This window comes from Moraxella caprae DSM 19149 (assembly GCF_000426885.1).
GTDB lineage: Bacteria > Pseudomonadota > Gammaproteobacteria > Pseudomonadales > Moraxellaceae > Moraxella > Moraxella caprae.
Window position 1 is genome coordinate 116,559 of sequence record NZ_AUGF01000001.1, and the last position, 13,892, is coordinate 130,450.

Below are 13,892 nucleotides of genomic sequence, written 5' to 3' on the forward strand. Positions count from 1 at the left end.
AGAAAAATGACAAACAATATAAAAGCAACGAGCAATTATCAGCACGATATTTTAACAGATTCTACCCTAATTATGCCAATGCTTTACTGATATTTTTTAAATTATTGGGAAACATTGAACGCTTGTGGTGCAATTTGCATTATAGAAATATGTTAGAAACAAAATGCTGTTTTTGCATGGAAATTTTGGCTTTTTTGGACAAAAAATGCTACAATAAGCCAAATTTTATCCACATGTCATCATGTCAGCGACCACCCCAACCCCCAATGCCCCCCAAACCACTGCCAACATCAATGCCAATGTTTGGCATAAAAACTACATGGTCATCGTGTTTGTCATCGGACTGCCACTCATTGTGGTAATTTCTTGCGTTTTCTTTGTCGTGCACGCCTTTAAAATCAAAGACTCGCCCGTGCGTGATGATTGGTACATGGATGGCAAAAGCCTCTATCAAGATGCCTCCAAAGATAAGCTCGCCCATGATTTGGGCTTATCAGGAATCATGCGATTAGACGGCACGCCCGATGATTATGCCGTGCGATTTGAGCTAAAATCCGCCCAAGCCATGAGCTATCCTGCCACGCTCAATGTCAAAGTCTCACACGCCACCGACAAAGCCAAAGACCGTGATTTTGTGCTGACCTACCAAAGCGACAATCTATATACCGGCAAATTCACCCTTGACCCCCTGCCTGCCAAATACTATCTTGACATCAGCAATGATGACCACAGTACTGCCGAGATAGAAGCTGGTTCATGGCGACTGACCCACAGCCAAAAACTGCCCGCCCAAAACGTGGCGTTTTTGCCTTTGACCGCCTTTGATGATGAGCGTCAAGCCCTGCCCGACCAACGAGACAAACGCCACCAACAGCACACCCCCGACACCATACCACCATTGGCACAATAACTCATCAACAAACCCAAGATGACCAATATAAGCCGTCAAACTCATCAACCATTGACCGCTTTTCATATCAAATGGCTTGCCATGCTACTCATGACCGCCGACCATGTGGCATGGCGGTTTTTGGATTATGATACGCATTCATCAGAGATGCTACACTTTGTGGGGCGGGCGGTTGCTCCACTCATGTGTTATTTGCTCGTGGTCGGGTTTTATCATACGCATGACATCAAGGGCTATGCCAAACGGTTGGGGCTGTTTGCCCTTATCTCACAACTGCCCTTTTGGTTGTTTAATATTGGCATTGCTCATACTGCCCTGCTTTGGCAAGGGGTTTATTTTGATGATTGGGCGGTACTGACCCCTTTTATAGGCGGTAACGTGCTGTTTTCACTGTTTTTATCACTCACCGCTTTGATAATTCGGCACCATAAATCTTTTCACCTTTGGGAAAAGGCAATCCTTATCACCCTGCTCTATCCCATCATCAGTCTGTGTGATTATGGTTTTGCCATGATTTATATGACGTTATTGTTTGATTATTTTTATAAAAATAAACCCAACTACCTTATCATCGCTTATCTCTTATCCTTGCCCATCATCTATGTGCTCATCTATGGCTTTAACACCACCGTGGGGCTTGGTTATATGCACTTTGGCATGATATTGACCGCCCTTATCATCTATGGTTTTAATGGACAAAAAGGCTCTGACTTTGGCGGTCGCTATCTGTTTTATTGGTTTTATCCTGTGCATTTATTAGTCATTGCTGTGGTGGAATATTTGCTTTTGGATTATGTTAAATAAATTATTGATCCAAAAAACACAACTCAAAGATTATGCTTTTAATTTATAACATTTAAAAGAATAAAAATTACTCTACTCTTTTAGGGCGTGCCTACCATTGATAACATTTTTATACAATAAGTTAAAAACCTAACATTTTAAATTAATTTTTTGCATGAAAAATGGCTAAATCTTGTGGCTTGAAGTCAAAAATTTGTCTGATAGAAGACTCACAGCCTCAAGTTTTTTCCTTGAAAAACGTGCGATTTTTCGTGATTTTCATTGCAAATACCAAAGGCAGGCACGCCCTATACAAGTCATTGATTCACCAAGGACGATTGCAATTTACCCCCACAATCAAGCCACCCAATAACCAATAAACCACCATTTTAACTTAAAATTAGGGTGATATATGCACATCATCACCCCAAGGAACTTTTATGAAAAATCTCACCCGCTGTGTATTATCTGCTGTTTTGCTTAGCTCTCTGCCTGCATTTGCACTAACCATTGCCCCGCCCGTATCAGAAGCAGAAAAAGTTAGAAATACACATCGCTTATTTATCAGCTCCAAAAAAGTCGCCTTAGAGAGATTGGAAAAATATGGCTTTATAGACATCAAAAACAGTGGTAAGTACGAGTGCTATATGGATGATGATGTTTTTGGTTGTAGAGTTATACATCCCTATTATTTTACCATGAAAGATAATGTTTTCACCAAAGTCCATTATGACTTCAATCCAAGGTTTTCTTCTATCCAATCAACATCTACCACCTTATCCAAAGATGAGAAAGATGAACTCATTAATGTCCTAAACATGGCAACTGATGACCCACAAATGTCGGAGATCATCATTGACAAGTTGGTTCAAGATTATCACGCAAAAGTCGCCAAAAAAGAAACCATAGAAAAAGGATGGTATGGTTATTCTGTTTATTTTAACTATTATGGTGTAATTATTGAATTAGCAGGCAGTGATGAAGAATTTATATATCTTTATGTTAATTAATCCAAAAAAGAAAAAGGCGTAAGGCGTAAGGCGTAAGGCGTAAGCCACGCCTAGTCTTTGATTTGCAAATTATCATCCATTTGACACATTATCCACATTTTTGTCATCAGCAACGGTCGTGCCTAGCCTGCTCATGCGTCTGTCCATGAGCTGACGGGCAAGGGCTTGCATGTCATCAACACGGTCAATCTCATCAACAATTTCAAGCCCGAGCAAGGTTTCAAGGACATCTTCTAAGCTTACAATACCCTTAACTTCGCCAAACTCCCCCACAACAAGGGCGATATGCAGTCGCTCTTTTAACATCAAATCAAGCACATCAAACAGCTTCATCTTGGCAAAAACAAAAGTAATGTCTCGTTTAAAGGCTTTGATGGGTGTGTGAATCTCTTGGTTGGCTTTGGCAATGAACAGGTCGCTTTTTAGCACAAAACCTGTGGCATTATCTAGGTCTTCATCAAAAATGGGAAAACGTGAAAATGGCAATTTGGCATGAACAGCAAATACATCGCCCACCGTCATATTCTCATCAAAGGCAATCATCACCGAGCGTGGCGTAACAATACTCTCCACATGAATCATGCTCAGAGCCAACGAATTTTTGATGATGCGTGTCTCAAGCTCGCTCATCTGTCCTGATACCTCACCTTGATTGGCAAGGGCGATGAATTCATGACGGTTAAACCCGCTCTCGTTGTTGCCCCGAGTGAGTAGGCGAGAGACTTTTTCGGCAACCCACACGATGGGAAACAGCAAAATACTAATACCTTTGACATAGTACGCCACTGGCACAGCAAAACGTCGCCAATAAGTCGCCCCCAGCGTCTTTGGGATAATCTCGCTACCCATAAGTACCGCCAATGTCATCACGCCACTAAACACCCCAAACCACGCACTACCAAACACGATGGTCGCCTGCGAACCTGCCCCAAGCGAGCCTAAGGTATTGGCGATGGTGTTGAGCGTGAGAATTGATGAGATGGATTTTTCGATGTTTTTAACTTTGACTTCGTTGAGCAAGTCGGCAGTTTTAGGGCTGTCATCTCTTAGCGTGTCGATATAGCTTGGGGTCATTGTCAGAAGAGTTGCTTCTGAAATAGAACAAATAAAGGAAACAATCAGCGACAACGCCACATAAAAGATAAGCAAAATAACATTGGTGCTACCCGCCTGTCCCACACTCTCGCCTGTGGCAGCAAGGACAGTGATGGGTGTGATGGCTAATAAAGAGATAACAATAAGGAAAAATCGCGGTCGGGGCATATAAAAAATGAGTGGCTTAAATTAAGCGCTAATATTAAGCCAAAATGATGACAACTGCAAGTATTTTAGGATAAAGTGGACAATTTTATGATGATGAACGTGGTTGGGATTGGGAGCAGGACGATATTTTTGGGGAAATTTATAAAATTTTTCAAAGACTTATGTAAAATTTTATAAATTGTGTTTGTTTTATGGTATGATATGCGTTATTTTTCGTTTTGGAAATTTAGGAACACTCATGCTACTTTCTATTTTGGCAACCACTGCCCCTGCTCAGCCCAATGCCTTTTTGCAATTATTACCGATGGTTGCCATTTTTGCCATTTTTTATTTTCTCATCATTCGCCCCCAGTCCAAGCGTGCCAAAGAACACCGTGCCATGGTCAATGCGTTAGCGGTGGATAATGAAGTGGTATTTGCTGGCGGTCTGGTCGGTCGTGTCAAAAAAGTTGATGGCGACTATGCGGTCATCGCCCTAAACAACAACACCGATGTCAAAATCCAACGTGCGTCCGTGATTAGCGTATTGCCTAAAGGCACGATTGAAAATATCTAAATTCGGTACTGTTAAAGACGCATTTTAAATAAATACATCGGGCAAAAGGATAAGCCCTATTTTAACAAGACCAAACAATGATTTAACACTTAAATTATTGTCAATTATTAAAGGGTTTAATGATAATTATTTTTTAAAATAAATTAAACCCACATCATCAACCTTTTAAAGAAGTCCTTATGCATTACCCTGCTTGGAAATACATACTCATCGCTGTGGTGCTGGTCGTTGCTGGCTTGTACGCCCTACCCAATCTCTACCCTGACGAACCTGCGGTACAAATCACAGGTGCCAGTGCTGGTACTGAACTGACATCTGACGTGTTGGTACAGTCACAGGCTCTGCTTGATAAGGCAGGTTTGGCACATCATGATGGTAGCTTTGCCAATAACAGTGCCTTGATTCGCCTAAATACCGCCGAAGACCAGCTCAAAGCCCAAGAGACCCTCCGCCAAAACCTAGGTGAAAACTACGTTGTGGCACTAAACCTTGCTCAGACCACACCCGAATGGCTAAAAAATATCGGAGCAAAGCCGATGAAGCTGGGTCTGGACTTACGTGGGGGCGTGCGGTTCGTCCTAGAAGTGGACATGGATAAAGCGTTAGAACAACGCCTAACGGTTGCCAGCCAAGACGTGCGTCGCAATCTACGCACCGCCAAAATCGCTGTCAAAAGCCTAAGAACCACCAAAGATGGCATGGTACTGACCTTTAACAGCGACAATGAACGCAACCAAGCCCAAAGTGCCCTACAAGGGATCATGATGGACTTCACGCTAAGACCCCTTGCCAGTAATGACGGGGCAGTGCTAGAACTCACTTATACCGAACAAGCCCTAAACCAAATCAACGAGTATGCTGTTGGTCAGAACTTGACCACCTTGCGTAACCGTATCAATGAGCTTGGCGTGGCAGAAGCACTGGTACAGTCGCAAGGCACCAACCGTATCGTTGTGGAACTACCTGGTGTGCAGGACACCGCCGAAGCCAAGCGTGTACTGGGTCGTACGGCAAACTTAGAGTTTCGCATGGTTAGTGAAAACGCTCATAACTTCACAGGTGGTATCGCCCCTGCTGGTACCGAAGCCTTCCCTTTTGGTACACTTGATGGTCCACCCGTCTTACTTGACCGCCAAGCCATCGTGACAGGCGACAAAGTCCAAAATGCCCAAGCTGGTGTTGATGAAAATGGTCGCCCACAGGTATCCATCACCCTAGACACAGCAGGTGGTCGTCTCATGCAAAACGCCACTCGCACCAGTGTGGGCAAACAGATGGCGGTGCTATTTATCGAAAACAAACAACGTGTCGGCTATGAGACTGACCCCACCACGGGCGAGACCAAAGAAGTGCGTCAGCCATATAGTGAGACTCGGGTCATCAACCAAGCCACCATTCAGGCAGTATTAGGCTCATCCTTTGTCATCACAGGACTAGACAGCCCTGCCGAAGCTGGCGAGCTTGCCCTACTGCTTCGCTCTGGGGCACTGGCAGCACCGATGTACTTTGTCGAAGAGCGTACCATCGGTCCATCACTGGGTCAAGATAACATTGATAAAGGTCTTAGTGCGTCCAAAATCGGCTATTTGCTTGTGTTCTTATGGATGATTGTGTTCTATCGTGCTTGCGGTGTAATTGCCAACATTGCCCTTGCCTTTAACATCATCATGCTAGCGGCGGTAATGTCCATCATCGGCTCATCGCTAACCCTGCCTGGTATCGCTGGGGTCGTGCTAACCATGGGCATGGCGGTCGATGCCAACGTATTGATTTTTGAGCGGATTCGTGAAGAACTTGCCAATGGATCCAGACCCAAATCCGCCATTGTTGCAGGCTTTGACCGTGCATTTAGCTCTATCTTTGATGGTAACATCACAACATTGCTTGTTGCCTTTATCTTGTTTGCCATCGGTACAGGTCCTGTCAAGGGCTTTGCCATCACGCTTGCGATTGGTATCATCACCTCGCTATTTACCGCCATCATCGTCACTCGTGCCCTGATGCAGTTATGGTATGGCAATCGCAAAAATCTCACCAAAATCAGTATCGGCTAGGAGTAGAAGATGACAGACAATAACGACAATCTTAACACCACCGGTGAGACTCGCCGTCGTCGTGCCCCACGCCGTGATGGTAAGGGCAGTAATGCCTCTGCTAATGCCAGTCTTGACAATCAAGCCATCATCGCCCCAACCGATGAGTTTGCCGAAAAAGAAGGCGGGGTCAAACTGCTGGGCAATAAACGCATTATCCCGTTTATGAAATTAGAAATCCCCATGGTGGTACTCTCTGCCATCTTGGTAATTGCCAGTCTGGTTGCCATCACCACCAAAGGGCTAAATCTAGGACTAGACTTCACAGGCGGTATCTCTGCTGATGTGGCATACAGTCAGCCTGTCGAGCAAGCACAGGTTGCTTCTGCCCTAGCTGACAAAGGCTTTAATGATGCGGTCGTACAATATCTCGGTACCCGTCAAGAGCTACTCATTCGCCTGCCACCCCAAGAGAATAAAGACCCCGAAGGTCTAAGCAACGCCCTTAGTGACGCTCTAAACCTGCCTGCCAACCCTGCCAAAGTGGACAACGTCAACATCATCGGCAGTCAAGTGGGCAATGAAGTTTATACACAGTCGCTCATGGCGTTAGGACTGGCACTTATCCTAATGATGGTGTACATCTCCATTCGCTTTCAGTTTAAATTGGCAGTGGGGGCAACGCTCGCTCTGTTTCATGACGTGATTGTGGTGTGTGGACTCTTTGCCATCTTTGGTTGGCCGTTTGACTTGACCGTGCTTGCCTCTGTATTGGCATTGATTGGTTATTCGGTAAACGATACCATCGTGGTCTATGACCGTATCCGTGAGAATTTTCGCCGTGTGCGTGGACTACTACCCCGTCAAGTCATTGACTTATCTTTAACCGAGACCTTACGCCGTACTTTTATGACTTCTGGTACAGTCTTTGTGGTCGTGCTTGCCTTGCTGTTTTTGGGTGGTGAAGGGTTATTTTGGTTTGCTTTGGCCCAGTTTATCGGCACCATTGCAGGAACGTATTCATCTATCTATGTTGCCAGCTCCATTCCTTTACGCATGGGACTGTCTCGTGAAGACTTTGTGGTGCGTGTCAAGCCTGAATTTGAAGAAGAAGTAGTGGTTTTTGCTGACCCCAAACTCCAAAACGCCCAAGATTGATTGCAAGTTAACAAACCGCTCAACTGATTTGGGCGGTTTTGTTTTTGGGGAAAATAATTTCAAAGTTTATTCCCGTAATCTAACCCCCATGCTCATAAACCCCCACCACATTCCCCACCACGATAATCGCAGGGGCGGGCAGATTGGCAACTGCTTGTTTTTGAACGATATTTGAAAGAACGCCTGTCAGCACTTTTTGATTTGGCAAACTGGCATTTGAGATAATCGCAATGGGCATATCCGTGCTAAGTCCGCTTTTGGCAAGGTTTGCCACGACTTTATCAAGGGCATGCAAACCCATATAAAACACCAGTGTCTCGTCCTTGTGATACACACTTTTTAGACCATCAAACTCGCTGTCCTGATAGCATGCCGTCAAAAACCGCACACTGGTCGCAAGCCCCCTATGCGTAAGCGGTATGCCCGCCCCACTCGCCCCTGCAAGGCTTGCTGTAATCCCTGCCACGACTTGATATGGCACGCCAGCAGTACGGCACGCCAGCATCTCCTCGCCCCCACGCCCAAACACAAACGGGTCGCCCCCTTTTAGGCGCAACACACGTTTGCCACACTTGGCGTACTGCACGATAAGCTCGTTAATCTCATCTTGGGTTTTGGTGTGATGACTACGTTTTTTGCCAACAAAAATCTTGTCGCTATCACGCCGACACAACTCCACAATGGCAGGCGAAACAAGGGCATCATACAGCACCACGTCCGCCTGTTGCATAAGTCGCAACGCCTTAAAGGTCAATAAATCAGGGTCGCCTGCCCCCGCTCCCACGATATACAATTCGCCTGTGGTTTTATTGTCATTTTTGATAAAATCATTTAATTCATCGGACAAATTTTTTATGGATTTGTCATTTAAAGCATTTGTAAAAATCTTTTCCCAAAAATGCCGTCTTTGATTAATTGTGCTTAATGCCGATTTTACCGTATTTCTAAATTCACCTGCTTTTTTGGCAATGTCGCCGATATTACTTGGCAAACTGCTTTCTATTTTGGCACGGATAAGGCGAGCCAGTACAGGGGCTTTGCCATTTGATGAAATGCCAATGGTAATCGGGTCTCTATCCACAATCGCAGGAAAGATAAAATCACATAATTCTGGCGTATCCACGACGTTAATAAACAGCCCAATTTCTTTGGCGTTTTCATAAACATTTTTATTTAAGTCATTATCATCGGTCGCACAAATAACCAATGCAATATCATGATGATTTTTTATATCAATTAAATCCTGTTTTTCATAGGATTTTTGAATGATGATATGATTATAATGAGTTAAAAATTCTTTAAATTCTTTATCAAAATGTTTGGCAAGCACAACCAATCTTGCCCCTGCATTGGTTAATAACGTGGCTTTTCTTTGGGCGACATCTCCGCCCCCAATGATGAGTACGCTTTTTTGATTTAGATTAAAAAATAAAGGCAAGGTGTTCATAGTGGCTTTTTGGCTAAATGATAAATAATGAGATAAATTTTATTTACGGATTGTAGGGGCGTGTTGAACATGCCCTTTTATTTTAAAACTTGATATTTACCACGGGTTTGTAGGGGTGTGCTGAGCACACCCTTTGATGATATTACTATACAAGGACAAGGCGTGCACAGCACGCCCCTACATCCAAACATCATTGCATTTGTAATTTTAAAGTTTCTTGGGTATATATGGGTTATAAATAATTTCCTACAATTATTTAAACTTAATTTTTTATAATTGTGTATGTAATCCGCATTCTCTATGTGCCAATGCTTTTGTTGGGTCAAAATAATCATCTTCGCCATATTCATCAATGGTCGGCAGTCCATTATCTGCTTGATATTGATTTAATTCATCGGCCGATTTATAAAATAGTGGGGCAACTTTTAATACACCGTCTTTGGATAGGCTTAATACGTCCAATGCTGTACGAAATTCGGTTTGGTCTTTACGAATGGCATTAAACCATACATCAGGATTTAACTCCGCCAATGCACGGCGAAAGGGTTCTAATTTGACCTGTTCGGTAAATTTTCCATGATATTCGCTATCCACATCAGGAATGCCGTTTATGGTAACGTCCGCTAATGCCACATCACGAAAGGCACGAGTTTGGGCAGGGATATAAGTAACGACATTTAGATTTAATTCTTTAATAAGTTTTTGGGCGTGTTTATAAGTTTGCACCGTATTATAGCCACTATCCACAAATAGCACGGTAATATCAGGGCGAATGCTTGATACCAGATGCAAAATAGATGCTTCATAAGGGCGAAAATTGGTGGTAATAATGGGATTTTTGGCAATGGATAACGCCCATTTGACAATCTCTTGGGGTGTTTTGCCAGTGAGTGATGAATTATAGTCGTCAAGGTTTTGTTCATTCACAAAGGTTTTTGACATGGTAGGCTCCGATTAACTAAGGTAGGTATATCATAAAACGAAATTTTTTATTTGTAATCTTATAAAAATTACTATCGTTAATCGGTTTTGGCATATTAAATTTTTGTATTTATTTTTAAAATAATTTTTAAATAAAAAACCATAGGATATCAATCATTTATCCTATGGCGAAATTTATTTGGGCAAATTGCAATTCTCCCCTACACATCTACATTTAACATTTACCGAAACATTGGTAACGCATTGACCGATTGTCGGCTTTGGGCGGTTTTTAAATCATTTAAGGTTAATATCAGCGTATCCACTTTATCATCATTCACAATAAAGCCATTTGCCCCTGATTTGACAAAATAACTGGACTGGTCAAGCCCAAACGCACCGCCCACGATTATCATGACGTGGTCATTGATTTTTCGGAGTTGGCGGATTAAGCTAAATACTCGCCCGTCTTTAAAATCTTTGACATAAATTAGGATATTTTTTAAGGTTTTTATATCCAAACTTTGTGCCAATTTATTGTCATTATCATCGGCTGTTAAAAACAAATGATAATCCAAATGGCTGTCTTGATAATCCTTTGGTAATATGGCATTTATAACATTTTCTGAATTTGTCAATGTATTGCTTATTGTCAAATCAATACTTTGTGATAATGCCATTTTTTCATCATCGGACATATTGGGGGTATATAAAACTACATCTGATAAGTTTTGGCTTGTTACGTCATTTTTGAATACAATCAATTTCATCTTTTTATCCTTTTTAGCCATAAACCGCTTCTTTAAACGGGGTAATACCTGCTCGTTGCACATAATCGGCAAATGCCTCTATATCATCCGCCGTCTCTTGGCGATTGTTTTTATAGACATTGGCAATGGTCAAAATCGTATCCGCCACATCATCAGCCGATACCGCTCGCCCCAATATCTGCCCAAGCCGTGCGTCCGCCCCTGAGCTTCCGCCCAAGCTAATCTGATACCAATGCTCGCCTTTTTTGTCCACACCCAAAATGCCAATATCGCCCACATGATGATGAGCACAGGCATTCATACAGCCTGACATATTTAGGCGAATTTGCCCCAAATCATATAAATAATCCAAGTCATGAAAGGCATTTTCTATATGATGGGCGATATTGTGCGTGGTGGCATTGGCAAGCGAACAATAATCAAAACCCGGGCAAACAATCATATCAGTAAGCGTACCAATATTGGCTCGTGCCAAATGAAGCTCTTTTAGGGCGTGATATAAGTCATATAGGTCGGTGATTTTAACATCGCCCAATACCAAATTTTGCTGATGCGTGGCACGAATCTCGCCTAAGGAATACTTATCCGCCAAATCAGCAAGTTTATTCATCTGATGGCTTGTCAAATCGCCAGCAGGAATATATTTGTCATTTATCACGCCTGCTTTTAAGGAAATTACAACCGCTTTATAACCGTTTATTTTGTGAATGACGGTATTATGCTCATACCAATTTTTAAAATCTTTATCGGAATTTAAATTTTTTTGTAAAATTTCATTTGCCGTTAATGGGTCAATATTTTCATAATCAGGCTCGCTAAAATAACTTTCTGCCTTTTTAAAATGTTCATCGGTCAATGTCAAATCACCGTCTTTGGAATATCGCCATTCTGTATCCACTTTTTTGGCAAATTCATCTTTGCCCATGCTCTCAACCAATATTTTAATACGGGCTTTGTATTTATTATCACGCCGTCCTTCTAAATTATACACCCTTAAAATAGCGTCCAAATAACTTAATAAATGACGGCGTGGCAAAAATTCGTTAATGACTTTACCAATCATCGGTGTCCGCCCAAGTCCGCCCCCAACGATAACCTCAAAACCAATCTCGCCATTTTTTTGTACCACATGAAGTCCAATGTCATGCACCTGCGTGGCGGCACGGTCGGCGGTCGTACCAATGACGGCAATTTTAAATTTGCGTGGCAAATAGGCGAACTCAGGGTGAAAGGTACTCCATTGGCGGATAATCTCGCAGTAGGGGCGTGGGTCGGCAATCTCATCGCCATGAATGCCAGCGTAGGGGTCGGTCGTGGTATTGCGAATGCAGTTGCCCGATGTCTGAATGGCGTGCATTTGGTTGTCCGCCAGTAGCTGTAAGATGTCAGGGACTTCGGGCAATTTGACCCAGTTAAATTGAATGTTGGTGCGAGTGGTAAAATGCCCATAGCCTTTATCATAAGTGTCAGCAATTCGGGCAAGCGTTCGCATCTGATAGCTTGCCAAAAGTCCGTAGGGAATGGCGATACGAAGCATGGGGGCGTGGCGTTGGATATAAAGTCCGTTTTGTAGGCGAATGGGCAAAAACTCATCTTCAGGTAGCTCGCCTGCCAAATACCGCTCGGTCTGACGGCGGTACTGGGCGACACGTTCATTGACAAGGGCTTGGTCGGCATAGGAATATTGATACATGGCTGGTTCCGTTTGGCTGTTAATGGCGATATGGTAAGAAAAAGTCGTCAAAAAGGGTAATGCAAAAATGGCATATAGATAGGGGGAATTTGCATAGGGTGCATTAGCCCCAACAAAATGTTATAATTTGGCATATTTATTTAAAAGGACAGCCCATGATTACCCTAGACCTACCCCCACAAATACAGCATAGCATTCAAGCCTACGCTAATGAACAAGGCGTAAGCGTGCATGATTATATTGTACAAGCCATTCAAAATAGATTGGCAAGCGAACCGACAATGCTGTTTGATATTGATGTGATGAAAGAGCGATTAAAGGGACTTGAAAATAAAGAAGAAGCGTTAAAAAATAGTGTGTCTGTGCCAACATGGGCGTTGGCGGATTTTGATAGTTTTGAAAAATGGTTAGCCGAAAGAGATGCGTTAAGGACTTCGGTATGAAAGTGCAATTATCTGATTGGCTAGAAGCAAATTTATCCAGTTTTGACAAATCCATTCAGCAAGCAATTTTTGCTTTTATGTTCCATGTTAATACGCACGGCATACAAGGATTAAAAGGACGTAATAAATCATCAATACCACAAAATCCGCATACCAGAAAAGAACGAGAATATGCCAAAATCGCCCAAAAATATTGTCTTTGGCATTATCATTTGGGCGTACCGTATTATATAGAGCAAGCCAATGGCGATTTGACCAGTGAATATATTTTGCATTATTGTTATTATGATGATGTCATTATTCTTGTAGATATTGGCACACACCCACCATTTTATTTGCCAAGTTTAGATAAATTAAACGTTTAACTTTTATGAAAAAATTACTTCAATACAAAATTGTCCGCTTTTTCTTATTTGTCTTAATATGGATAGCATCAAGTCAGATTATCTCGCTCTTTAACAAACCTGCATTTAGACAGCCGAGCGACTATTTTAATATTTGTGCCACAAAAACCATAAAAGACGACAAACTTTTACCACTTGTTATCCTAAAAGAGTATGAAGAAACGCCCAACGCTTACCAATTATGTAAAAGCCCAACCACTTACCGCAGTCAAAATGGTTATTCTCTTAAACTTCATCAAAATCCCGACCAAACTTATTTATTAACAACATGGACGGACAGTCTTGGCGACCCCGTAGAATATCATTATAAACTCATTGATGATAAGGTAGAGCCGATTGCATGGCGACATGGGGGCATGATGTATCTTGTGATGAGTTATTTTTGGGGGCTACTGATAACCTTGATAATTCATCGCATTGGCAAAAGGATGTGGGCGAGAAAAGCTTTGCAAGCACATGCTTGGCAATAGAAATGCCTTTAATAAGAAGCACCCTAAAATT

Annotated in this window: 14 protein-coding genes; 9 read left to right on the forward strand and 5 right to left on the reverse strand. The window is 42.5% G+C overall.

Annotated elements, in window-relative coordinates; translation table 11 throughout:
• The first annotated feature begins 241 nt into the window (after positions 1-241).
• From K941_RS14255 to K941_RS0100620, 3 genes are all read left to right on the forward strand, one after another.
• Positions 242-910 (forward strand): FixH family protein, encoded by a 669-nt coding sequence (locus tag K941_RS14255; RefSeq protein WP_051225762.1) that lies wholly within the window; start codon positions 242-244, stop codon positions 908-910.
• A gap of 18 nt (positions 911-928) precedes the next feature.
• Positions 929-1,714 carry a TraX family protein gene (locus K941_RS0100615; RefSeq protein ID WP_029102062.1) on the forward strand — a complete coding sequence of 262 codons (786 nt, stop codon included), beginning with the start codon at positions 929-931 and terminating at the stop codon, positions 1,712-1,714.
• A 419-nt stretch (positions 1,715-2,133) separates the two neighbouring features.
• The gene (locus K941_RS0100620) at positions 2,134-2,703 is read left to right on the forward strand and encodes a hypothetical protein (RefSeq protein ID WP_029102063.1); all 570 of its coding nucleotides are present in this window, start codon (positions 2,134-2,136) and stop codon (positions 2,701-2,703) included.
• A gap of 72 nt (positions 2,704-2,775) precedes the next feature.
• On the opposite strand, the gene K941_RS0100625 is transcribed toward K941_RS0100620, so the two are convergent.
• Entirely contained in the window at positions 2,776-3,966 is a 1,191-nt protein-coding gene (locus tag K941_RS0100625) for a CNNM domain-containing protein (protein ID WP_084137625.1), read from the reverse strand.
• Between the two features lie 238 nt (positions 3,967-4,204).
• Here K941_RS0100625 and yajC point away from each other — a divergent pair, with 238 nt between their 5' ends.
• From yajC to secF, 3 genes are all read left to right on the forward strand, one after another.
• The gene (gene yajC, locus K941_RS0100630; protein ID WP_029102065.1) at positions 4,205-4,522 is read left to right on the forward strand and encodes a preprotein translocase subunit YajC; all 318 of its coding nucleotides are present in this window, start codon (positions 4,205-4,207) and stop codon (positions 4,520-4,522) included.
• 179 nt (positions 4,523-4,701) lie between these two features.
• A complete protein-coding gene (gene secD, locus K941_RS0100635; RefSeq protein ID WP_029102066.1) occupies positions 4,702-6,576 on the forward strand; it encodes a protein translocase subunit SecD in 1,875 nt (624 codons plus the stop codon).
• Positions 6,577-6,585: 9 nt separating this feature from the next.
• Positions 6,586-7,713, forward strand: coding sequence for a protein translocase subunit SecF (gene secF / locus K941_RS0100640; RefSeq protein WP_029102067.1), 1,128 nt, complete (start codon positions 6,586-6,588; stop codon positions 7,711-7,713).
• A 79-nt stretch (positions 7,714-7,792) separates the two neighbouring features.
• Here secF and cysG read toward each other — a convergent pair whose 3' ends face one another.
• From cysG to K941_RS0100660, 4 genes are all read right to left on the reverse strand, one after another.
• On the reverse strand, positions 7,793-9,160 hold the full coding sequence (cysG, locus tag K941_RS0100645; protein ID WP_029102068.1) for a siroheme synthase CysG: 1,368 nt from the start codon (positions 9,158-9,160) through the stop codon (positions 7,793-7,795).
• 270 nt (positions 9,161-9,430) lie between these two features.
• On the reverse strand, positions 9,431-10,102 hold the full coding sequence (locus K941_RS0100650; RefSeq protein ID WP_029102069.1) for a phosphoadenosine phosphosulfate reductase domain-containing protein: 672 nt from the start codon (positions 10,100-10,102) through the stop codon (positions 9,431-9,433).
• A 221-nt stretch (positions 10,103-10,323) separates the two neighbouring features.
• Entirely contained in the window at positions 10,324-10,851 is a 528-nt protein-coding gene (locus K941_RS0100655; protein WP_167539575.1) for a DUF934 domain-containing protein, read from the reverse strand.
• Positions 10,852-10,864: 13 nt separating this feature from the next.
• On the reverse strand, positions 10,865-12,544 hold the full coding sequence (locus K941_RS0100660; protein ID WP_029102071.1) for a nitrite/sulfite reductase: 1,680 nt from the start codon (positions 12,542-12,544) through the stop codon (positions 10,865-10,867).
• A gap of 155 nt (positions 12,545-12,699) precedes the next feature.
• On the opposite strand from K941_RS0100660, the gene K941_RS0100665 reads away from it, so the two are divergent.
• Genes K941_RS0100665 through K941_RS0100675 form a run of 3 tightly spaced genes read left to right on the forward strand, consistent with a single transcriptional unit; the run spans position 12,700 to position 13,861 of the window.
• Positions 12,700-12,987: a hypothetical protein gene (locus tag K941_RS0100665; RefSeq protein ID WP_029102072.1), complete on the forward strand. Its 288-nt coding sequence runs from the start codon at positions 12,700-12,702 to the stop codon at positions 12,985-12,987.
• Complete coding sequence (locus K941_RS0100670; RefSeq protein ID WP_029102073.1) at positions 12,984-13,352, forward strand: hypothetical protein; 369 nt, start codon at positions 12,984-12,986, stop codon at positions 13,350-13,352. The genes K941_RS0100665 and K941_RS0100670 overlap by 4 nt, the downstream gene beginning before the upstream one ends.
• Positions 13,353-13,357: 5 nt before the next feature.
• Complete coding sequence (locus K941_RS0100675; RefSeq protein ID WP_029102074.1) at positions 13,358-13,861, forward strand: hypothetical protein; 504 nt, start codon at positions 13,358-13,360, stop codon at positions 13,859-13,861.
• The last annotated feature ends 31 nt before the right edge of the window (positions 13,862-13,892 follow it).